Raw genomic sequence first — 19,415 nt, 5'->3', positions numbered from 1 at the left:
TGCTAGGCTCTAGGAGTCGCTGAGCCCCCGTAGCTCAGGGGATAGAGCGTCGCCCTCCGGAGGCGAAAGCGCAGGTTCGAATCCTGCCGGGGGCACGTACGTTGAGCTGCAAAAACAAGCCCCGTGACCTGGGATTCCAGGCAGCGGGGCTTCGTCGTATGTCCGGCCGTGTACGGCCCTGAGCGACGTTCTACGGCCAAGTGGCGGCAAAGTTCCAGAGCGCCAACCCTGAAGATTCAGCGCTGAAGGGTTGGAGTCCACCGGGATCGCGGCGGTCTCCAACCAATTCAACTATGGGCCTGGGGAAGCTCTAGCTCGAATTCCCCAAGGCAGCCTGCCTCCGGATCTGCACGATTCGGTGGCTGGGCGAGTGGGCTGATTCGGGCTACTTGACCCATACGCGGAAAAAGTAGGTACAGATCGGAGCCGGGCAGGGCGAAAGGCCAGACCTGAGACGCGACAAGCCACACCTGGGAACCGTTACATGCTGACTCGCACCCGAGACTGGGCTCAGATACTCGCGGCCGTAGCGAGCTGACGGCGGCGGAACTCGATCACGCGGCGAAGTTTGGTGAGTCTGCCCCTGTCGAACGGCAACGAGAGCAATTCCTCCAGCCAGATGCCGGCTCGATCCGTGATGTCGGTCAGGACACGCCGGACCGCACGTTCCGGCACTCCCAGGAGTTTTCCCAGCGCGACAAAGTCGGCGGCTCTGAAGTCGCCGCCGCTGCGGCCGCCGATCGACAAGGCCATCGTCTTGTCGCCATAGAGGTAGGACGTCGGCAGGTCATAGGCCGGGGCGATCCGCCATTCGCCGTCGAGTCCTTGCAGTACAGAGAAATTCTTGGCGTGGGCGTCACCGTTGCCCGTCAGATAAGCGAAGGCCAATTGCCGGACCAGGTCACGACCAGCAACAGCACTCGCGTCGCAGAGAGCAGCCAAGCCCATGAAGGTACGGTCAGCACCGACTCGGTACTTGTCGGCGGGCGGGCGGTCGAGCACCTGGCAGCCATCCTCGACAGCGAGCGATCGTGGACGGCCGTCCACGGTAAGACGATCGAACCGGGCGATCAGCAGACCCGGAGCTCCGTCCGCGTCGAAGATCAGCTTGCTGGCTGGCACCTGCAGACCGGATTTACGGGCGGCGTCGAGAAAGAACTTCTCGTTCTCCACAAGATGCGGAAACTCGGCGGGGTTCAGCTTGAGAATATGGCGCTCACCGGCACGGGCGACCGGCAGGCTGATCATCGCAGCGCTCGTCTTGTCCTGGACACCCGGGAGTGCCACCCTCTGCGCACGAATACCCAACTCGACCAGCAGGTCGGCGAACCTGATGTCGTCCGCCTCGTCGACAGCCACCCGAGCGGGCACCTCGGCAGGTTGAGTTCCGGCCGGCACAATCTGCACGTCGCCGACCGCGTCGGCACCGACCGCCAGCAGTAACGACAGTTCGTCGTCCGCTGACGTCTTCACGGCACGGCGGAGTGCCCCCAAACGGCGCCCTTCGGGCAGCAGACCGGTGAAATAGGCAGGAAGCGCACCACCGGATCGAACGACCGGCTCTGGCACTACCGCCAGGGTGGTAGCCACTGGCGGACCGGCAGCCTCAATCCAGGCATCGAGATAGCGGAACTCGATGCCATCCCGGCCGCGGATGAGAGTGCCAGCACGCCGACCGGCCTTGAAAACGTCTGCCTTCTCGACCGAACGAAGTTCTTCGAGGCTGTCGTCCACCGGCGCACTCATCGAGCAGTCCCGTCGCCTGAGGCAATAGCGGTCGAGGCGCCTCGATGAAGCTCCAGATGTAAACCCAGCGTCGACAGCACTGCGATTACCTTGTCCAGCTGCACAGATGGCTTGCCGTGCTCCAGCGCGTACACGAAGCGCTCTGAAACCCCGGCGAGGTCTGCCAGGTCGCCTTGCCCCAGGCCGAGCTGTCGCCGGCGTAGCCTCACCGCGTCGGCGAGAGCGGCACTAGTGTCCGGGTCAGGCATTCAGGAAGCCTCCAGGGCCAGCCGCACGAACGTGCGGTTTGAGCTCGAGGTTACCGCACCTCGGTCTGCAGATCCATTAAAACCGCACGAACGCGCGGCTTTGGGTACCAGCGGTCCCCCGGCCGTTGCACAACCGCCGTAACCGCACGATCGTGCGGTTACGGCGAACTCCAGAATCGAGGCGCCCCACGAAGCGAATAGCCCACCCTTCTCCCCATAGAGAAAGAGCATCGCCCGCCGGAGGCGAAAGCTCAGGTTCGAATCCTGCCGGTGGCACAAGCTTTCGCGCTCCACGTCCGCCGAAGTGCGCGGTCCTGGAGCGCGCATTGTTTCCCTGGGGCCGAGCCCCAGACCCCACGGTCCGGGCGCTCACGTGGGGTGGTTGCACATCGGCGCACCTCATCCCCACTGTTGAATACGCCGGCGTTTCGTCAAGTACCCGGATGTGGCGTGTCTCGTGTCTGATGCCGGTGCAGCCCGCCTCAGAAAGTTCGGGCGGGCTGCTCCTTGCGTGACGGTCAGCGGGTGCCGGTGACGACCCACATGGTGAGGGTGACAAGGAACGTGTTGTCGGCGGCCGCGCGGTGGAGGTCGTCGAGCCAGGGGTCGACGGAGTCGACGTACGGGGAGTCGCCGAGGCCCTTCACCAGCAGGTCGCGGCTGAGCGGCATGATCGAGTAGGACTCGGTGAGGTCGGTGAAGACCAGCGGAATCGATTCGAACCGGATGTCTTTGAGGCCGGCCTGGACCATGCGACGGCGAAGGGTACGGCCGGAAGGGCTGTCGGCGGCGCCGAGGTGACGACGTCAGTCGGTCAGCAGGGCGATTGCGCGATCGTGGAAGTTCTCGGGGGAGCCGTCGTAGAGCAGTGAGGGCCAGTCGGTGTCGATCAGGCACATCCGGCCGCCGGGGCGAAGAACGCGGGCCAGCTCGGCCACGGCGCGGTCCGGATCGTCGAGGTGCTGGAGCACACGCTCGGTGCGTACCCCATCGAAGTGCCCGTCGGGGTAGGGAAGGCTGTAGACATCGCCGACCTGGTACGTGACGGGGGTGCCGTCGTCCAGCTTGGACGCGGCGGTGACCGCATCGGCGGAGTGGTCCAAGGCGACGACGTCCGCGCCGGGCAGCAGGGCGGCCAGTTCGCGGGCCACCTCGCCGTTGCCGCACCCGGCGTCGAGCAGCCGATCGCCGGGACCGACGCCCCACATGCGCAGCCCGGTCTCCCGCACCCGGCGGATGCCGGTGGAGGCTGCGGCGGCGGTCAGATATTCGTGGGCGGCCGCCGTCTGCACGGTGCCGCTGAAGTCCGAGATGTCACTCATGACGTGAATGACGGCCTTGCTCAACCGAGGTTCGATAAAGGTGATCCGAGTCCCTCGTGGACCGCGATCCAGAGCTGTTCGGGCCGGTGTCAGCTTCCTCCAAGAGACCGCGGGCGTCAGCGAACCAGGATCACAAACCGGGAGATACGCTCGACCGCCGTCGCGACCGCTGTTCTCCTGGCCTTCCCGATCACGAGGTCACCCTCCCAGTGGCCTGGGACCTGCCGGTCCTCGGCCTCGACGGGCCGTTCGTCGAGGTAGCGGGGCTCCCGGATCCGCGGTGCCGGCACCGGGCGAGAGCCGGATCGGCGGGCGGTTCGGCCGGTGTGCAGTGCGAACAGCTCCCGGGTCAGGGTGGAGACCAGCTGGGCGTAGACCCATTGGTAAATCGCCCCATATGACACCCGTACAGGCTGATCGTCACGGTAGCCACCCGGCAACCGGCCCGCGATCGACGTCGGTGCCGCCAATCCTCAACAACTCCGTCACGACCGTGCTCAGCGACGGTGACCGGGTACAACTGCGCCCTCGCCCGGCCCGTCGCCGTCTCGTCGGCGGTCACGGCCCGGTACCGGGCGCGGCCACCGTGCCAGGCCACGTCCCGACACACCGCCGACGCATTCCGGCCGATCAGACGGGCAACCTCCTTGTATCCCAGACCCTCGGCCAGACCATGGGATATCTCTTCACGGTTGGCCAAGGTCACATCGCGCGCACAGCGGGCTTCCTGTCCCACCGACCCACTAAGATCAAATGCTACGACCGCCTGAATCTGCCCTCAGATCAGGCTGACTACCGCTCCGGGAGAATAGGTGCCAGACATGGCGGATCATCAGAGCTTGCGATTCGCCACACTTCGCCGCCAATTCGTGCCCGCGGAACTTCTCCATCTTCGGGCACCCATTTAGCTAGTCGCACACTTATCGATTCTCCACCCTTCGGCAGTGGCAAGTTCAGCCGGGAGGCGACATCGACGTGATTTCCAAACTGGCCTAGAATAACAATCCCTTCCGGCCTTAGTTTGGAGCGCGCCCCGCCATTGAAACGCACCCGTTTCATATAATCGTCCTGCTGACCGACGGTAGCCACTACCGCCCTGCTTACGATGCGGCCTTGCGCCCGGCGGAATAACTCATTAATTCTCGACTGCCCACTCTTAGGGGCAAAAATTGCCCTAATGTCATCCGGACTCATTCTGAGAAGCGCATTTTCCGGAAGCTTTTCACCGCGGAAGAGCCACGACACCGCGGCACGACCCGACTTGTTAAGGTATCTTTTGCCATCGCGATTCTTACCGATCGACAATTCCGATTCAGATATCCGCAGAAGCCCCGCACTCCACTCGCCAAGATTGTCGTTACACCATGTCAAGAGACATAGGTGCCCAATGGCCTCGGGCGGGATCATCCACTTCCCAAAATCCTGCGAGAACTTGCAGTCAACGTCCACGTCAGCAATCTTGTAATCCATTTTATCGCCATCGGCAAAGCTGAACTCACGTTGGAAATTGATTTCGACTAGCGTACCAGCATGCGTCTTTTCGGTTTTGTGCAACTGCTCCCAGCGGAAACGGCCGGTATTTTGGCCATCCAGCAGCATGTCAATCGTTCTGCGAAAGACGGTCGCGAATCGGACACCGTGCGGGTCGGCGCTCAGAAGAACTGAGCGTACACTTTCTAGATCACGATCACCTTCCCCATAGAAGGTGTCCAATTCGAAGAGAGGGTCGCTCATAGAGGCAGCGTAGCGCGTTCACGCCATCACTCAATCGAGGGATGGCCGTGCTGCCGATTAGGGCTGCTCGCTCACCTGGGCTGATATGTGCTCACTCTGACGATGCAAGGGCGCGGAGGGATGGATCGGCCGAAGTTGGCCAGCAGGTACTTGTCAGTACGGTTGCTCGCCAGCTCTCTCCCGATTGGCGAGGATCCGGCCTCCATGCAGCTTGCAGTTCAGATGAGCTTCGGTAGCGTCGCCTAATTCGAGCTTCAAAGACAGCGGGTGCCGGCAACCCACCCATTTGCCCTAGGTGGCATCGGATCGTTCGGTCGCGAGCATGGCTGCGATTCTGTCAGCCGCCTCGTTTACCGCTTCATGTTCCCAGACACGTACCACCGACCAGCCTACTGCCTCGAGGGCAGTATTCGCGGCGCGGTCACGCTCCATCGTCCTCCGTAGCTTTGGCGCCCAATACCAGTCATTAACTGTGGGCTGGCGCCCATGAATGGGGCAGACATGCCAAAAGCACCCGTCAACGAAGACTGCTAGCCGCCTCCGGGTAAAGACGATGTCGGGACGCACTCGCACCCCTTCAAAGTCAATACGAAGATCCTTCCGAAACCTATATCCCCGTCTGTGAAGCGCGGCCCGCAGCTGGATCTCCGGCTTCGTATCAGTGCGGCGAATCGCCTGCATATTTCGCGAGCGCCCCTCGTTGATGGGTCGCGGGTGCAGGCCGGCCGCCCGAGCCTTCTCGCGGGCCTCTTCGGACATACTGTCACTCTGTCCCATCAGTTTCGGCAGATTGCTCGGGGCGCACGCAATGCGCGGCCGCGATGGCTATGGACGCGAAGAATAAGGCGACCGCGAGACCTATTCACGATCGGTAAATAACCGGGCGATGAATAGGTCCCACGTTAGCTCAGGAATCTAGCTGACCTTGGAACGCAACTTCGCTTCAGAGAAGGCCGCGTGCCGACTGTGGCTCTCCTGACCGCGGAAGGCTTTCCACTCTCCAAGCTGGTAACTCTTCCGGCCTGCACGCTCCCGTACTTCGATCTCGAAATCCTGTCCAAGGATCTCAATTCGTTCATGCACTTTCTCTACAGTCATGGAGCTACCTAGCATGCCATGAATAAGCTCGGCGGTCATTGGCTTCGCTTGATCTCGGAGCAAGCGGTACACCTCGTCGTGAACTTTCCGCGGCGCAGGAACTTTTTGCACTGATTTGTCTTTATTGAGCGCGCGCACGATAGATGCACCAACGGCGCGAGCTACAGGCGGGGGAAAAGCGTTTCCCACCTGACGATAGCGACTCGTCTTCTTTCCCTCGAAGTCCCAGCGATACTCCTCGCCGTACCATCCTTGGATGCGTGCGACCATTTCGACCGTCAGCTTGGGACCTCTCGGATGATCTTCAATATTCCATTTCCCATCGGGGGCAGCATCCGCAAGACCATGAGCGTCGGTCCAGAGCTCCTGCCAAGCCCGTTTTGCTCGGGTGGGCCCCAAGTCTGCACCCCCATGCTTTTTGCTGCCACCAACAATCGTAGGTGCGATACGATTTGCAGCCTGTCGCCATTTTTCGGCGTATTGCGGATCCCAGCCATTACCGGTAATAAGATCCCCGACTACGTCGCTAACCGTTTTAGACTCCTTGACCTTCTGCGGCCAGGCAAAATGGCTGACGTATTCGGGGCGCAATGCAACTAGAACCATACGGGGACGGAGCTGTGCCACTCCGAAATCGCGAGCCTCTAGCAACTCCCAAAATGCCGTATAACCTAACGCTTCAAATCTGTCCACGACGGCTTGCCGATAGCCCGCAAAACGCGCATCATTCAGGCCTCGTACATTTTCCAAAAGTACGGCCTCGGGTTGAATTCGTCCCGCGGCCTCTACAGCCCAAGCGAAAAGGTCTCGTTCGTCGCTACTGCCGAGCTGCTTTCCCGCTACAGAGAAAGGAGGACATGGAACCCCACCGGCAAGCAAGGCGATGCCTTTATCTTGGAATTCCTCCGGCTTCCACGTCCGATCATCGGCGACGTCTCCCACCTTTACACGATCCGTCATGTCTCGATCAGACAGGCGCTCTAAATTCCTCCGCAGTGTCGCTGCGGCAGTCGGGTCTAGCTCAATAGCAAGCTCGTGCTGGAAGCCTGCGAGGTGCAGGCCTAATGACTGACCGCCTGCGCCAGCACAAATTTCTACGACCCTCAGCTCAGTCACTGCACTCCTCGTGGAGTCTTGGCATGTTGTTTATTAGTCACGTCGCCCTCTCGCGCTGCCCCGCCCCGCGAGGCGTATATTAGACATCGATACGTCACACGCAGGGCTCATCGGGATGAACTCGACACCGCCGGCAGGGCAGAGTTTGCGCTGCAGCATTCTAGCCCATAAGTGCGTACTCTGCGTACAATTAAAACTACTTAGAGCTACCTACATTGGCACGGCGACATCGCCTGAGCTCTTACGCCGCAGAGGTGTCGTGACAGCAGTCATGTCCCTTAGTCGGGACGCCCGAACTCGGCTCGCCTAGCCCTCGCACTACTGACTAATTGCCGCTATGCGCCCTTATATGGGGTGTAGAGCACCGGCGCACTCCACGCCGGAGCAGCGTTCAAGCACGTCATCGCGGCGCTGGTGTACGACTAGGGCTACGAGCGTGTCGCACCACGGCGTCCGTCACGCCCACCGCGCCGCCGACGCTGCGGCCGAGGCGGCTGGTGATATTCGCTCGCCTCAGCGCATCGCCGCCGACCTGAAAATGGTTTAGGGATCAGGTCTCGGTGGGCGTGTTCCAGATGTCGGCGGCTTCGCGGCCGCGGGCGATCGTTGCCGCGCGGACTTGGAGTTCGGCCTGGGTGGCGCGGCTGGCGCGTTCGCGGGCGAGGCTGGCCGCGATGGTGGCGTGGCGGCGGGCGAGGTCGCGGGCGCCGCTGTGGGTGGCGTTCTGTGCGACGGCGCTGCGCTCGCGCCATTCCAGGTCGCGGGCGGCGGCGCGTTCGCGTTGGCCGGCGCCGAGGTCGGCCATGGCGCGGGAGGTGGCGGAGTAGGGGCCGCGCATGACGTCCTCGCCCTCCTCGCGTTCGGAGAAGCGCCAGCGCCGGAGCCGCTGGCGGATGCGCCAGAGCGTGCGGTCCGGATCTTCGCCGCGGATCCAGGCGGCGCCCTGGCCGGGGTGGGTGGTGCCGTCGGGCAGGTAGTTGAGGGCGTAGATCACGTCGCGGACGCACCAGCCGGCCATGAAGTACGGCCGGAGGATCTCGTAGATCAGCTCCCGGTCGATCGGCGCGAGGATCGGGACGTAGACGGAGAGCGAGTCGATGGCGGCCCAGGCCTGTTCGCGGCCGTCGGGGGCGACGCGTGGGTCGAAGGGCAGCGAGCGGCTGGTCTCGCCGTGGCAGCGGCGGCAGCGCCACACCCAGCCGGTGGGGGCGCGGACGAGCTGCTGGTCCTCGGGGGCGGCCTGGCACTGCTGGCAGGGGAAGGACGACGGCCGAAACTCCGTTACGCCACCGCTACTCTCAGTTGACACGGCTCGCCTCCCGCCTGCGTGAATTCATCGAGGCTAGCAGCGCGTGGGCCAGGACGAGCGGGACCACTCCGGCGGGATACACGAACACATCGATGAGATCGAACTGGACGCCGAGGGCGAGCCGGGCCAGCAGCGATCGTTCGGACAGTTCGGCGGGGATGCCGGTGAGCTGCGAAAACTCGACGGCCCAGCAGAAGGCGACCGCGATCGCGCCGGAGCTCCACGGGGACAGGCGCGGCCACAGGAAGACGACCGCGGCGTAGACCATCGAGGCGTAGAGCGCGGTGCCGGAGAACTGCTCGATCGCACCATCGGCGAAGAAGCGAATACTCAGAGCGACGGCCAGGGCGAGAACTGCGGTGAGTACGGCGAGCGACCGGACGAGCATCGCGAGATCGTAGCGATGGTCACGACATCGGCGGCCGGGAAGACTCGGCGGGAATTGGCCCTGCCGGTCGCGGGTGTCACCATGGGTACGGTGACGCCGGCCCGCTGACCGTGTCGCCCCCAGCACGGGCGGATCGGCGCGATGCTGTGGTGGACGGCCAGATCGTGGCAGGTCGCACGGCTGTAACGCGTGGGGGTGAGGGCCGGGGAGGAGCGGGTACGGTGCCTACCGGTACGGTGTGCGCGCGCGGAGGACCGCGCACTGCCACCACACATACACCGATCTCTTGCGACATCCGTTACGGTTCGGGGTTGCAGGTGACGGTCTGGAAAGTGGCGGTCATGGTGGCGTCGGCGTCGTCCCGTCGCCTGGATGTCGGATCTAGTAACAGGTAAGAGGGCGCAAACATGGGAGACATCTCCCCCAAGGTCACGGTCGTCGTCCCGACCTACAACGAACGGGACAACCTTCCGAAGCTGGTCGAGCTGCTCACCGCCCTCGGCCTGCCGAACCTCCACGTTCTGGTCGTGGACGACGATTCCCCGGACGGCACCGGCGAGCTCGCGGACAAGATGGCGCTCGAGACGCCGTGGATCAGCGTGCTGCACCGCACCACCAAGGACGGCCTGGGCCGCGCCTACATCGCCGGCATCAGCCGGGCGCTCGACGAGGGCGCGGACATCGTGATCCAGATGGACGCGGACCTGTCCCACCCGGCGTCCACGATCCCGGTGATGGTGGAGAAACTGGCCACCTCGGACGCGGCGGTCGTCATCGGCTCCCGCTACGTCGAGGGCGGCGCGGTCGCGGGCGAGTGGGGCATGCACCGCAAGGCGCTCTCCGCCTGGGCGAACTTCTACGTGAACACGATTCTCCGCCTCGGCGTGAAGGACGTGACCGCCGGCTTCAAGGCCTGGCGGGCGGAGACGCTGCGCAGCATCGACGTCGGGTCGATCCACAGCAACGGCTACGCGTTCCAGGTCGAGATGAACTACCGGGCGGTCCGCCAGGGCGGCAAGATCGCCGAGGTGCCGATCCGCTTCGAGGAGCGTGCCGACGGCGTCTCCAAGATGAGCCTTGGTGTGCAGGTCGAGTCCGCGCTGATGCCGTGGCGCCTGCGCTTCGGCCGCAAGGTCTGACAAGCGAAGATCAAGACCATCAGGGGGTACGGGCAGCAGCTCGTACCCCCTGAGGTGTCTTATCCGCGAAGCGGCTCCCACCAGGCGCGGTTGTCCCGGTACCAGGCCACCGTCTCGGCCAGGCCCGACGTGAAACTGCGACGCGGCGCGTACCCCAGCTCAGAACTGATCTTGGTGATGTCCACCGAGTAGCGGCGGTCGTGGCCCTTGCGGTCCTCGACGTGCTCCACCGAGTCCCAGCCCTTGCCGCATGCCTCCAGAAGCAGGCCGGTGAGTTCCTTGTTCGTCAGCTCGGTGCCGCCGCCGATGTTGTACACCTCGCCCACCCGGCCGCCGGCGAGCACCAGCGCGATGCCCCGGCAGTGGTCGTCGACGTGCAGCCAGTCGCGCACGTTGCCGCCGTCGCCGTAGAGCGGGACGCTGCGCCCGTCCAGCAGGTTCGTCACGAACAGCGGGATGACCTTCTCCGGGAACTGGTACGGCCCGTAGTTGTTCGAGCAGCGGGTGACGAGCACCGGCAGTCCGTGCGTGCGGTGGTAGGCGAGCGCAAGCAGATCCGACCCGGCCTTCGCGGCCGAGTACGGCGAGTTCGGCGCGAGCGGGAAGTCCTCGCGCCAGGAGCCGGTCTCGATCGAGCCGTAGACCTCGTCCGTGGAGACGTGCACGAATCGTCCCACTCCGTGCCGGACCGCGGCGTCAAGCAGGATCTGCGTGCCGAGCACGTTTGTGCGCACGAACGCCGCGCCGCCGTCGATCGAGCGGTCCACGTGGGTTTCCGCGGCGAAGTGCACGACCGCGTCCGTCTCGGCCATCAGCGCGTCCACGACCCCCGCGTCGCAGATGTCGCCGTGCACGAACCGCAGCCGGTCGCTTCCGGACACCGGGTCGAGGTTGGCCCGGTTTCCCGAGTAGGTGAGCGCGTCGAGCACCGTGACCGTTGCGCCCGCCAGCTCGGGGTACGCGTCCGTGAGCGCCTCACGGACGAAGTGGGAACCGATGAATCCGGCGCCGCCGGTGACCAGAATCCTCATGACGGCGAGCCTACGGTCAACGGCCCCCCGCACCTCCCCCGACCAGCCACTATCCGGGGCGATCAACCGCTTCTAGGCTCGCTACAGTGAGATTTTTACACGATCGGCAGGAGACCCGGTGAAGATCCGCCCGCTCAGCATCGAAGGCGCGTTCGAGATAACGCCGGTGGTGCACGGAGATCCGCGCGGCAGCTTCACCGAGTGGGTCCGGTTCGACAAGCTCGCCGAGGTGGTGGGCCATCCGGTCACCATGATGCAGGGCAACCTGTCCGTCTCCGCGAAGGGCGTGGTGCGCGGCATCCACTACGCGGACGTGCCCCCGGGCCAGGCGAAGTACGTGACCTGCGCGCGCGGCTCCGCGCTTGACGTGGTGGTCGACCTGCGGACCGGGTCGCCGACGTTCGGCCTGTGGGAGGGCGTGGTGCTCGACGACACCTCGCGCCGCGCGGTCTACCTCGCGGAGGGCCTCGGGCACGGGTTCTGCGCTCTCGACGACGACACGATCATGACGTACCTGGTCTCGACCACCTACAACCCGGGCGCGGAGCACGGCATCCACCCGCTTGACCCGGATCTCGCGATCGACTGGCCCACCGACACACCCCTGTTGTCCGGCAAGGACATCGCCGCGCCGTTCCTCGCCGACGCCCGGGGAAACCTTCCCGCTTAAGAGGTCGGGCCGAAACGCTCGGTTCTGACCCGGCGCGGATCGTGGCCGAGTGCGACCAGGATGTCCGCCACCGTCTCCACGAAGCCGGTCGGGCCGCACACGAAGCACGCGGGCTCCAGGTCCGGCGGCCAGCCGTGCGTGTTCACGTCCGCGACGGTGATCCGGTGTGCGTCGTCCCCGTGCCGGGTGTAGATCACCGTGACGTCCAGGCCCTGATCGTCGCGCGCCCGCCGCCGCAGTTCCGAGGCGTAGTACTCGTCGTCCGGCGTGCGGACCGAGTAGATCAGCCGGAACAGTGACCGGTTGCCGGCCGCCCGCCGCGCACGGATCATCGCCATCAGCGGCACCACGCCCGATCCGCCGCCGACGAGCAGCACCGGGTCGGTCTGCTCCGGCCGCCAGACGAACCAGCCGCCGATCGGCCCGCGCAGCTCCACCGCGTCGCCCACGGTCAGCACGTCCACCAGGTACGGCGAGACCTCGCCGTCCGCCACCGACTGCACGGTGATCTCCACCCGGGTGCCGTCTGCAGGCGCGGACATCGAATAGCTGCGCTGCGCCGTGTAGCCGTCGTCCGCGGTGAGCCGCACGTCCACGTGCTGGCCGGCCAGGTGCCCGGGCCAGTCCGGCACGTCGAAGACAAGCGTGCGCGCGGACGCACCCTCCGGCGTGACCGCGACGAGCGTGGCCTCCCGCCAGCTCAGTCGCCCTGATACCGCTGCTCGCGCCACGGGTCTCCGTAACTGTGATAGCCGGCCGCCTCCCAGAAGCCGGGCTCGTCCTCAAGCAGCAGGTCGATGCCGCGCACCCACTTGGCGGACTTCCAGAGGTAGAGGTGCGGGACCAGCAGCCGCACCGGGCCGCCGTGCTCCGGGTGCAGCGGCTCGCCGTCGTAGTCGTAGACCAGCCAGGCCTGCCCGTCGAGCAGGTCCTCAAGCGGCAGGTTCGTGGTGTAGCCGCCGTAGGAGTGGGCCATCGCGTAGTCGGCCGCGCTCTCCACCTCCTCGAAGAGCGTGTCGAGGGAGACGCCCTTCCAGCTGGTGCCGAACTTCGACCATTTCGTCACGCAGTGGATGTCCACGGTCGGCGTCTCGGCCGGGAGCGCACGCAGCTCGTCCCAGGACCAGGTGCGCTTCTCACCGGTCTCGGTGGTGATCGTGAACTCCCACCGCTCCGCGGGAACGCGGGGTGTGGGACCGGCGGTCAGCACCGGGAAGTCGTGCGCCACATACTGACCGGGGGGAAGATTCGGCTCGGCCGCGCGGGACCGCCCGCGAAAACCGGGCGAGAGAGTCGCCATCAGAGGAGTATGCCGCGTGCCACCGCCCTCATGTCACGTGTGTGGCGCACAACGCGTACCCACAGCTGGTCTTGGTCTGTGGTTTCTCCGGTTCACCCAAGGACCCGACCGCCCACGTGAGGCGCGGTCGCCCGAAGAAGTCGGTGTCAGGCAGCCGAAGAACGTGTCTGCCTGACACCGGCTTCTGAGGCCGTGGCGTCGAGCCCGGAGGAGCGAAGCGACGACCACAAGCTCAATCACCTCTTCCGGGTGTACGCCTCGTAGGCGTTGACCACCTCGTCGGTCGGCCCGTCCAGCCGGATCTCGCCGGACTCCAGCCAGATCGCCCGCTCGCAGGTGTCCCGGATCGACCGGTTCGCGTGACTGACCAGGAACACCGTGCCGGCGGCGCCGCGCAACTCTCGCACCCGGTCCTCGCTTCGCTTCTGGAACCGGGCGTCGCCTGTGGTGAGCGCCTCGTCGATGATCAGCACGTCGTGCGTCTTCGCGGCCGCGATCGCGAACCGCAGCCGGGCCGCCATGCCTGACGAGTAGGTCCGCATCGGCAGCGAGATGAAGTCGCCCCGCTCGTTGATCCCGGAGAAGTCCACGATCTCCTGATATTTCGCCCGGGTCTCGGCCGGGCTCATCCCCATCGCCAGGCAGCCGAGCACCACGTTCCGCTCGCCGGTGAGGTCGCGCATCAGCGCCGCGTTGACGCCGAGGAACGACGGCTGGCCCCGGGTGAACACGCGGCCCCGGCGCGGCGGCTGCAGGCCCGCGATCGTGCGCAGCAGCGTCGACTTGCCGGAGCCGTTCGTGCCGATCAGCCCGATCGCCTGCCCCTCGTACGCGGTGAACGTGACGTTCCGGACCGCGTGCACCTCGCGCCGGGGCGGGCGGGCGCGCCGCAGCATCATCCGCCCGAGTGCGGCGATCGGGCTGCCGGCCCCTCCGGCCGGGCCACGGATCTGGTAGACCACGTCCAGGTTCTCGACGATCACTGTCGGCTCACTCACGGCCGTACTCCTCCTCCGCCTGCCAGAAGAACAGGAACCCGCCGACGCCGACGACAAGCGCCCAGAGACCTGCGGAGAGCCACAGGTGGCCGGGCATGCGCGCGTCCGGCAGCGAGCCGATCAGCGCGTACCGCATCAGGTCGATGAACGCGACCATCGGGTTCCACCGCAGCAGCATGGCCAGCGGGCCGGGCGCGCCGTCGATGACGTTGTCAAGGCTGTAGAACACGCCGGAGCCGTACAGCCAGGTGCGCAGCACGAACGGCATCAGCTGTTTCAGGTCCGTGGTGCGCGCGGCCAGCCGGGCGAGGATCATCGCGAGCCCGGCGTTGAACACGGTCTGCAACGCGACCACAGGCGCCACAAGCAGCCAGGACCAGCTGATCGGCTCGCCGGTGACGAGCACGATCGCGGCGAGCACGGCCAGCGCGGCAAGCAGCTGCTGCAACTGCACAAGCGTGAGCGCCAGCGGCAGTGACGCGCGCGGGAAGTGCAGCGCGCGGACCAGGCTCAGGTTGTCCGCGATCGACCTGGTCCCGGCCATCGCGACCTGCTGGGTGAAGTGGAAGACGAACACGCCCGTACACAGGTAGGCGATGAAGTTGCCGACGCCGTGGTCCGTGCCGAGCAGGATGCCGAAGATCAGGTAGTAGACGCCCGCGTTGACGAGCGGCGTGATGACGGTCCAGAACGAGCCGAGCGTGGCGGACGCATAGGACGCGGTGACCTTGGCGCGGGCGAACGTGACGATGAACGCGCGCCGCTCCCAGAGTCGGCGCAGGTACTCCCCGACGCCCGGCCGCTGTCCGCTGAGGTTCAGCCCGTGCTGCCGGGCGAGCTGCACTGCCTCCATAGCCGTCCTTTCTACGGACGGGACGATACCGTCTCGTCCCGTCGGAGGTTAGGGGACGCGCACGACGAGACGCAACCGTCTCGTCCCGGCGTTACACTCCCGGGTATGGAAACGGCCCGGCCCCCCGCCACGAAGCGCCCACCCGCCGGTGCGGCGGTGCTTCGCCCGGACGTGACGGACTCGATCCGCGACGCCGTCTTCGCCGAACTCGCCGCGGCCGGCTACGGGCGGCTGTCGATCGAGGCCGTGGCACGCCGGGCCGGCGTGGGCAAAATGGCGATCTACCGGCGCTGGGGCTCCAAGCTCCCGATGGTGATCGACCTGGTCGGATCCGTCGCGGTGGACGTCTCGGTGCTGCCGGACACCGGCTCGCTGCGGGCCGACCTGGAGACGTTCCTCGGCCTGGCCGCCCGCGCACTGCGCCACCCGCTGGCCAACCAGATCGTGCCGGACCTGCTCGCCGAGGCCGCGCGCACGCCGGAGATCGCGTCGACGCTGCAGGCCGCGTTGCGCACCCATCAGCGGGAGGTGGGCGCGCTTCTCACCGCACGCGCGGTCGCCCGCGGCGAACTGCCCGCCGACGCGGACCCGGACCTGCTCGTGGACCTGACGATCGGGCCGCTCTACTGGCGGCTCGCGGTGGTCCGCACACCGCTGCCGAAGGGCTACCTCACGAAGCTCGTGGCCGCGGTCGTCCCCGGCTAGAAAGCACCATCACAAGCTGATCTTCCCGCTTCCGCGGTGGTCCGGCCCGCATGCTCCCGCGGGCCGCGGTCCCGCGGTGGCCGGGCCGAACGCACCGCTACCCCCGGGGCGTGGGATCTGCGCGCAAGGCAAGCGTGGGGCACTCCGCGACCGCGCGCCGCGCATGCGCCACCAGGTGCGGCGGCAGCGGATCACCCTTCAGGATCGGATAGCCCCACTCGTCAAGTTTCACCTGCTCCGGCAGGAGTTCCGCGCACATCCCCCGGGCCACGCAGGTGATCGGGTTGACGCGCAGGTACTGGCCGGCCTCGGCCTGCGACTCCCTCGCCATGGCTACCTCCAGGCCCCGTCGCGGTCGCGGGCGGCCGGCAGCGGGAGCAGCGGGTCCGCGGTCGCACCCCGGCAGGTCCAGCCGCCCAGATGCGTCTGCAGGTCCTCGGCGAACGCGGCGAGTGCGCTGTTGACAAGCCGCGTCGCGCCGTCCGGGTGGCTGCACGCGCCGCGGCCGTTGACCACCGCGAGCCGCCGGGTGAGGCGCCTGCGGACCGCCGGGTCGCAGCGGCCGTACGCGACCGCCTCCATGTCGTCCGCGATCGCCGGCAGGCCGAAGATGCACGGGCCGCACTGCCCGGCCGACTCCTCCGCCAGGTAGCGGGCCACCCGCGCGGTCTCCACAAGCCCGCAGCCGCCGGCCGGGAGCGCCACGATCGCGCCCGCGCCGAGCGTCACGCCGTACGGGCCGGCCGGGTCGTGCGACAGCGGCAGGCCCTCGTTGTCCGGAAGCGTCACCCAGGTGCCGAAGTAGCCGCCGACAAGCGCGGCGCCGAGCGGCTCGGAGGCACCGCCGGCCAGCTCAAGCACCGCGCCGAGGTGGGTGCCGGGCGCGATCTCGTAGACGCCCGGCCGATGCACCGCGCCGCCGACCGTGACAAGCGTCGAGCCGGGATCGCTGTCCGTGCCGACAGTGCGGAACCACTCCGGGCCGCGCAGCGCGATAAGCGCCAGGTGGGCCAGCGTCTCCACGTTGTCGACAAGCGTGGGACGGCCGCCCACGCCCCGCTCGGACGTACGCGGCGGTGCGAACGTAGGCCGGGCGTCGCCGGTGTTCAGGTACCTGACCAGGGCGGAGGACTCGCTGGCGACGTACCGGCGGGGCAGCCGCGCCACCTCCCAGCGGACCGGGTCGGTGCGGCGGCGGGCGATCTCCCGCTCCAGCCGGTCAGCAAGCCCGGCGCCGCGCTCCACGCAGACGACCACCCGGTCCGCGCCGACCGCATGCGCGGCAAGCACCGCGCCGTCAAGCACCAGGTGCGGCGCGTAGGTGAGCAGCGCCCGGTCCTTGCTGCTGGCCGGCTCCGACTCGCAGCCGTTCGCGACCACCACCGGGGTACGGCCGTGCTCCGCCACCGCGGCAAGCTTCAGCCCGGTCGGGAAGCCGCCGCCGCCCCGCCCGCGCAGGCCGGCCCGTGTCACCGCCTCGATCAGCTGCCGCTGGCCTGGCTCGCCCGCGTACCGGCGCAACGGCAGGTCACCGTAGACGCCGCGATGCTCCTCAAGCGTCCCGGCCGCGCGCAGCAGCCGGGGAGCGGGCCGGGTGGCCCGGTGCTGCGGCCGATCCGCCATGAGCGTCACGTCGGTCCTTCCCTGAGCTTCGGCAGATACGCGATTCAGCGGGTCGGTGCGGAGAACTCGCCGGGCCGCCGGACCGGCTCCGGGGCCGGGCGGGCGGCGGCGACCGGCTTCGTCGCCGGGGCGGGCTTCGGCGGCGCGAAGTCGATCGGCGGCCGGTCCCGCTTGATGATCCGCACGACCACCGCGAACAGCACCGCGGCCACGCACAGCCCGGCGATGACCAGCCCGACCGCCCCGGTCGAGTCGGTGCCCACGCCGATGCCGTGCGCCAGCGCGATCGGCCAGCTCAGGTACGCCAGCCAGTGGATGTTCTTCCAGAGCCGCAGGTTGATCCGGGACCGCAGCAGACTGGTGACGATCAGCGCCAGGATCAGGTCGAACGAGATCGCGCCGAGCCCGAGCCACATCGGCTGGTACTGCGAGACGAACGGGACGACCGCGTCCGCGAACGTGATCGGCACGTAGTCGTCGAGCGCGATCGTCACCACGTGCACAAGCAGCAACACCACTGTCAGCAACGAGATGTTCCGGTGCAGCCCGGCCAGCGCGAACCGGGGCCAGCTCGCCGAGCCGACGCGCAGCGGGCCGAGGATGCCGAGCAGGATCGTGGCGGTCATCAGCAGCAGCGAGACCATGCCGCTGGACCGCGCGGCGAACCAGAGCACCTGCCCGTCCATCTCAGGCCACCGTCGCCGTCTGCGCGTCGCCGGGCCAGCCGGCCGAGGTGGTCACCGCGGCGTCGTGCGCGACCAGGCGGGCCGGCAGCCGGCGGTTCGCGAGCCAGCGCGGGGCGCCCCGGCCGCGGATGATCGACGCGGTGGCGGCCGCGTTCGCGTCCACGCAGTTCCCGGCCGCGACCGACACCGTCTTCCAGACCGGCGCCGGCACGTCCCCGGTGCGCGGGTCCACGATGTGGTGCACCAGCCGGTCGCCGCGCCGCCACCGGCGCTGGGTGACGCTTGAGGTGGCGAGCGCGCCCGAGGTGATCGACACGACCGGGTCGGTGGCGCCGGCCGGCGTGCGGTGGCTGTCGCCCACGCTGATCAGCCAGCCGCCCTCGGGCGCCGGGCCGGCGGTGGCCAGGTCGCCGCCGAGCGAGACGAGCACGCCGCAGCCGAGCGTGGCGATGCGCGCGGCGGCCCGGTCCGCGGCGAACGCCTTGCCGGTCGCGCCCACGTCGAGCAGGATCCGGCGGGGCACCAGCACCCGGCCCGCGTCCGGGTCGAGCTGGATGCGCCACCAGCCCGGGGCCGGGCGCAGCGGCTCGCCCTCGGGGAGTTGGCGCCCGCGGATGGCGGCGTAGTCCCGGTCGTAGCCGAGGTCGATCACGGCCTGGCCCACGGTCGGGTCGACAAGCCCGTTGGTGGCGGACGCGGCCCGCAGCGCGGCCTGGAGGATCTCGGTGAGCAGCGGGCTGATCGAGGCGGCCCGGCCCGCGTACGCGGTGAGCAGGACCAGCTCGGAGTCGGGGCGGAAGCGGCTGCACGCGGCGTCGATGGCGTCCAGCTCCTCGCGCAGCATGCGCTCGGCCTCGGCAAGCGCGGTCTCCTCCGTCACCAGCAGCAGCGCGGTGGTACCCCAGACCGGGAAGGTGACGCGGGACGGCGCCACCCGGAGGCCTGTCACGAGCCACCCGACGTGGCGTCGCTCTCTTGCTGCGGTGCGGGTTCGGGCGCGGCGGGCGGCGGGGACAGCTCGGCCGTACCCTCGTCCTCGTCCTCGTCCTCGGGCTCTTCGGCCGCCTGCTGGGTATCCTCGTCCTCGGTCTTCGGCTTCTCGGAGGCCTTCTCGGAGGCCTTCTCGGAGGCCTTCTCGGAGGCCTTGCCGGCGGGTTTGCCAGCGGATTTGCCGGTGGGCGTCGCGGAGGACCCGGCGGCGGGCTTCTCCGACGACTCGACCGCTGCGGGCTCGGTGGAGCCCTTCTCCTCCGCTGACGCGCTGCTGCTCTGCGCGAAGATCCAGCCGAATGCGATGGAGAGCATCGCCGCGCCGACCGCGGCCGCCTGCGTGACCAGGCGCTGCCGGCGGAGGCCCTGATCGCGGCGGTCGACGTGGCGGGGTTCGGTGTTGTCCATGACTCCCTCTTCGCCCACTCGGATGACGGATACCTCCAGGTACGGACGACG

Annotated in this window: 24 protein-coding genes and 1 tRNA gene; 4 read left to right on the top strand and 21 right to left on the bottom strand. The window is 67.4% G+C overall.

Annotation, left to right across the window (positions count from 1 at the left end; translation table 11 throughout):
• The first annotated feature begins 23 nt into the window (after positions 1-23).
• A tRNA-Arg gene (locus ACIA8K_RS24570) sits at positions 24-95 on the top strand.
• Between the two features lie 415 nt (positions 96-510).
• Here the strand turns inward: ACIA8K_RS24570 and ACIA8K_RS24565 are convergent.
• The 11 genes from ACIA8K_RS24565 to ACIA8K_RS24515 all read right to left on the bottom strand — a co-directional run bounded on the left by ACIA8K_RS24565 (position 511) and on the right by ACIA8K_RS24515 (position 8,961).
• Complete coding sequence (locus ACIA8K_RS24565) at positions 511-1,734, bottom strand: type II toxin-antitoxin system HipA family toxin (RefSeq protein WP_396063027.1); 1,224 nt, start codon at positions 1,732-1,734, stop codon at positions 511-513.
• A gap of 8 nt (positions 1,735-1,742) precedes the next feature.
• Positions 1,743-1,994 (bottom strand): helix-turn-helix transcriptional regulator, encoded by a 252-nt coding sequence (locus ACIA8K_RS24560; RefSeq protein ID WP_396063025.1) that lies wholly within the window; start codon positions 1,992-1,994, stop codon positions 1,743-1,745.
• A 518-nt stretch (positions 1,995-2,512) separates the two neighbouring features.
• Positions 2,513-2,746, bottom strand: a complete 234-nt coding sequence (locus ACIA8K_RS24555; protein ID WP_396063023.1) for a hypothetical protein — start codon at positions 2,744-2,746, stop codon at positions 2,513-2,515.
• Positions 2,747-2,800: 54 nt separating this feature from the next.
• Positions 2,801-3,316 (bottom strand): methyltransferase domain-containing protein, encoded by a 516-nt coding sequence (locus tag ACIA8K_RS24550; protein ID WP_396063021.1) that lies wholly within the window; start codon positions 3,314-3,316, stop codon positions 2,801-2,803.
• A 116-nt stretch (positions 3,317-3,432) separates the two neighbouring features.
• Complete coding sequence (locus tag ACIA8K_RS24545) at positions 3,433-3,720, bottom strand: transposase (protein WP_396063183.1); 288 nt, start codon at positions 3,718-3,720, stop codon at positions 3,433-3,435.
• On the bottom strand, positions 3,666-4,022 hold the full coding sequence (locus tag ACIA8K_RS24540; protein ID WP_396063171.1) for a helix-turn-helix domain-containing protein: 357 nt from the start codon (positions 4,020-4,022) through the stop codon (positions 3,666-3,668). The genes ACIA8K_RS24545 and ACIA8K_RS24540 overlap by 55 nt, the downstream gene beginning before the upstream one ends.
• Before the next feature lie 86 nt (positions 4,023-4,108).
• Positions 4,109-5,050, bottom strand: a complete 942-nt coding sequence (locus ACIA8K_RS24535; protein ID WP_396063019.1) for a NaeI family type II restriction endonuclease — start codon at positions 5,048-5,050, stop codon at positions 4,109-4,111.
• Between the two features lie 291 nt (positions 5,051-5,341).
• On the bottom strand, positions 5,342-5,809 hold the full coding sequence (locus ACIA8K_RS24530) for a very short patch repair endonuclease (RefSeq protein WP_396063017.1): 468 nt from the start codon (positions 5,807-5,809) through the stop codon (positions 5,342-5,344).
• Positions 5,810-5,965: 156 nt separating this feature from the next.
• Positions 5,966-7,264 (bottom strand): DNA cytosine methyltransferase, encoded by a 1,299-nt coding sequence (locus ACIA8K_RS24525; RefSeq protein WP_396063015.1) that lies wholly within the window; start codon positions 7,262-7,264, stop codon positions 5,966-5,968.
• A 550-nt stretch (positions 7,265-7,814) separates the two neighbouring features.
• Positions 7,815-8,573: a hypothetical protein gene (locus ACIA8K_RS24520; RefSeq protein ID WP_396063013.1), complete on the bottom strand. Its 759-nt coding sequence runs from the start codon at positions 8,571-8,573 to the stop codon at positions 7,815-7,817.
• Entirely contained in the window at positions 8,563-8,961 is a 399-nt protein-coding gene (locus tag ACIA8K_RS24515; protein ID WP_396063011.1) for a DUF2809 domain-containing protein, read from the bottom strand. The genes ACIA8K_RS24520 and ACIA8K_RS24515 overlap by 11 nt, the downstream gene beginning before the upstream one ends.
• 407 nt (positions 8,962-9,368) lie before the next feature.
• Between ACIA8K_RS24515 and ACIA8K_RS24510 the strand changes: the two genes are divergently transcribed.
• Entirely contained in the window at positions 9,369-10,100 is a 732-nt protein-coding gene (locus ACIA8K_RS24510) for a polyprenol monophosphomannose synthase (protein ID WP_396063009.1), read from the top strand.
• Between the two features lie 59 nt (positions 10,101-10,159).
• Here the strand turns inward: ACIA8K_RS24510 and rfbB are convergent, their stop codons facing one another.
• Positions 10,160-11,131, bottom strand: a complete 972-nt coding sequence (gene rfbB / locus ACIA8K_RS24505) for a dTDP-glucose 4,6-dehydratase (RefSeq protein ID WP_396063007.1) — start codon at positions 11,129-11,131, stop codon at positions 10,160-10,162.
• Between the two features lie 118 nt (positions 11,132-11,249).
• Between rfbB and ACIA8K_RS24500 the strand changes: the two genes are divergently transcribed.
• Positions 11,250-11,801 (top strand): dTDP-4-dehydrorhamnose 3,5-epimerase family protein, encoded by a 552-nt coding sequence (locus tag ACIA8K_RS24500; RefSeq protein ID WP_396063005.1) that lies wholly within the window; start codon positions 11,250-11,252, stop codon positions 11,799-11,801.
• Here ACIA8K_RS24500 and ACIA8K_RS24495 read toward each other — a convergent pair.
• The 4 genes from ACIA8K_RS24495 to ACIA8K_RS24480 all read right to left on the bottom strand — a co-directional run bounded on the left by ACIA8K_RS24495 (position 11,798) and on the right by ACIA8K_RS24480 (position 14,952).
• Positions 11,798-12,532, bottom strand: a complete 735-nt coding sequence (locus ACIA8K_RS24495) for a ferredoxin reductase (RefSeq protein WP_396063003.1) — start codon at positions 12,530-12,532, stop codon at positions 11,798-11,800. The genes ACIA8K_RS24500 and ACIA8K_RS24495 overlap by 4 nt on opposite strands.
• The gene (locus ACIA8K_RS24490) at positions 12,502-13,101 is read right to left on the bottom strand and encodes a sulfite oxidase-like oxidoreductase (protein ID WP_396063001.1); all 600 of its coding nucleotides are present in this window, start codon (positions 13,099-13,101) and stop codon (positions 12,502-12,504) included. The genes ACIA8K_RS24495 and ACIA8K_RS24490 overlap by 31 nt, the downstream gene beginning before the upstream one ends.
• Before the next feature lie 236 nt (positions 13,102-13,337).
• On the bottom strand, positions 13,338-14,099 hold the full coding sequence (locus tag ACIA8K_RS24485) for an ABC transporter ATP-binding protein (RefSeq protein ID WP_396062999.1): 762 nt from the start codon (positions 14,097-14,099) through the stop codon (positions 13,338-13,340).
• Entirely contained in the window at positions 14,092-14,952 is an 861-nt protein-coding gene (locus ACIA8K_RS24480) for an ABC transporter permease (RefSeq protein ID WP_396062997.1), read from the bottom strand. The genes ACIA8K_RS24485 and ACIA8K_RS24480 overlap by 8 nt, the downstream gene beginning before the upstream one ends.
• Before the next feature lie 105 nt (positions 14,953-15,057).
• On the opposite strand from ACIA8K_RS24480, the gene ACIA8K_RS24475 reads away from it, so the two are divergent.
• On the top strand, positions 15,058-15,657 hold the full coding sequence (locus tag ACIA8K_RS24475; RefSeq protein ID WP_396062995.1) for a TetR/AcrR family transcriptional regulator: 600 nt from the start codon (positions 15,058-15,060) through the stop codon (positions 15,655-15,657).
• Positions 15,658-15,754: 97 nt separating this feature from the next.
• Here the strand turns inward: ACIA8K_RS24475 and ACIA8K_RS24470 are convergent, their stop codons facing one another.
• The 5 genes from ACIA8K_RS24470 to ACIA8K_RS24450 are packed head-to-tail and all read right to left on the bottom strand — an operon-like array spanning position 15,755 to position 19,364.
• Entirely contained in the window at positions 15,755-15,988 is a 234-nt protein-coding gene (locus ACIA8K_RS24470; RefSeq protein WP_396062993.1) for a ferredoxin, read from the bottom strand.
• A gap of 2 nt (positions 15,989-15,990) precedes the next feature.
• Complete coding sequence (locus ACIA8K_RS24465; protein ID WP_396062991.1) at positions 15,991-17,280, bottom strand: NADH-ubiquinone oxidoreductase-F iron-sulfur binding region domain-containing protein; 1,290 nt, start codon at positions 17,278-17,280, stop codon at positions 15,991-15,993.
• Positions 17,281-17,324: 44 nt separating this feature from the next.
• Entirely contained in the window at positions 17,325-17,966 is a 642-nt protein-coding gene (locus tag ACIA8K_RS24460; RefSeq protein WP_396062989.1) for a ferric reductase-like transmembrane domain-containing protein, read from the bottom strand.
• 1 nt (position 17,967) lies between these two features.
• Positions 17,968-18,915 carry an FAD:protein FMN transferase gene (locus ACIA8K_RS24455; RefSeq protein WP_396062987.1) on the bottom strand — a complete coding sequence of 316 codons (948 nt, stop codon included), beginning with the start codon at positions 18,913-18,915 and terminating at the stop codon, positions 17,968-17,970.
• Positions 18,912-19,364 (bottom strand): hypothetical protein, encoded by a 453-nt coding sequence (locus ACIA8K_RS24450; RefSeq protein WP_396062985.1) that lies wholly within the window; start codon positions 19,362-19,364, stop codon positions 18,912-18,914. The genes ACIA8K_RS24455 and ACIA8K_RS24450 overlap by 4 nt, the downstream gene beginning before the upstream one ends.
• Between the last annotated feature and the right edge of the window lie 51 nt (positions 19,365-19,415).

This window comes from Catenuloplanes sp. NPDC051500 (assembly GCF_044454585.1).
GTDB lineage: Bacteria > Actinomycetota > Actinomycetes > Mycobacteriales > Micromonosporaceae > Catenuloplanes.
This window is presented reverse-complemented; position numbering and strand designations above follow the sequence as displayed.

Coding starts and splice junctions, on each gene's coding strand:
- ACIA8K_RS24560 (WP_396063025.1), bottom strand. CDS start 1,994: ATGCCTGACCCGGACACTAGTGCCGCTCTCGCCGACGCGGTGAGGCTA.
- ACIA8K_RS24555 (WP_396063023.1), bottom strand. CDS start 2,746: ATGGTCCAGGCCGGCCTCAAAGACATCCGGTTCGAATCGATTCCGCTG.
- ACIA8K_RS24550 (WP_396063021.1), bottom strand. CDS start 3,316: ATGAGTGACATCTCGGACTTCAGCGGCACCGTGCAGACGGCGGCCGCC.
- ACIA8K_RS24535 (WP_396063019.1), bottom strand. CDS start 5,050: ATGAGCGACCCTCTCTTCGAATTGGACACCTTCTATGGGGAAGGTGAT.
- ACIA8K_RS24530 (WP_396063017.1), bottom strand. CDS start 5,809: ATGTCCGAAGAGGCCCGCGAGAAGGCTCGGGCGGCCGGCCTGCACCCG.
- ACIA8K_RS24515 (WP_396063011.1), bottom strand. CDS start 8,961: ATGCTCGTCCGGTCGCTCGCCGTACTCACCGCAGTTCTCGCCCTGGCC.
- ACIA8K_RS24510 (WP_396063009.1), top strand. CDS start 9,369: ATGGGAGACATCTCCCCCAAGGTCACGGTCGTCGTCCCGACCTACAAC.
- rfbB (WP_396063007.1), bottom strand. CDS start 11,131: ATGAGGATTCTGGTCACCGGCGGCGCCGGATTCATCGGTTCCCACTTC.
- ACIA8K_RS24490 (WP_396063001.1), bottom strand. CDS start 13,101: ATGGCGACTCTCTCGCCCGGTTTTCGCGGGCGGTCCCGCGCGGCCGAG.
- ACIA8K_RS24480 (WP_396062997.1), bottom strand. CDS start 14,952: ATGGAGGCAGTGCAGCTCGCCCGGCAGCACGGGCTGAACCTCAGCGGA.
- ACIA8K_RS24475 (WP_396062995.1), top strand. CDS start 15,058: ATGGAAACGGCCCGGCCCCCCGCCACGAAGCGCCCACCCGCCGGTGCG.
- ACIA8K_RS24470 (WP_396062993.1), bottom strand. CDS start 15,988: ATGGCGAGGGAGTCGCAGGCCGAGGCCGGCCAGTACCTGCGCGTCAAC.
- ACIA8K_RS24465 (WP_396062991.1), bottom strand. CDS start 17,280: ATGGCGGATCGGCCGCAGCACCGGGCCACCCGGCCCGCTCCCCGGCTG.
- ACIA8K_RS24460 (WP_396062989.1), bottom strand. CDS start 17,966: ATGGACGGGCAGGTGCTCTGGTTCGCCGCGCGGTCCAGCGGCATGGTC.
- ACIA8K_RS24450 (WP_396062985.1), bottom strand. CDS start 19,364: ATGGACAACACCGAACCCCGCCACGTCGACCGCCGCGATCAGGGCCTC.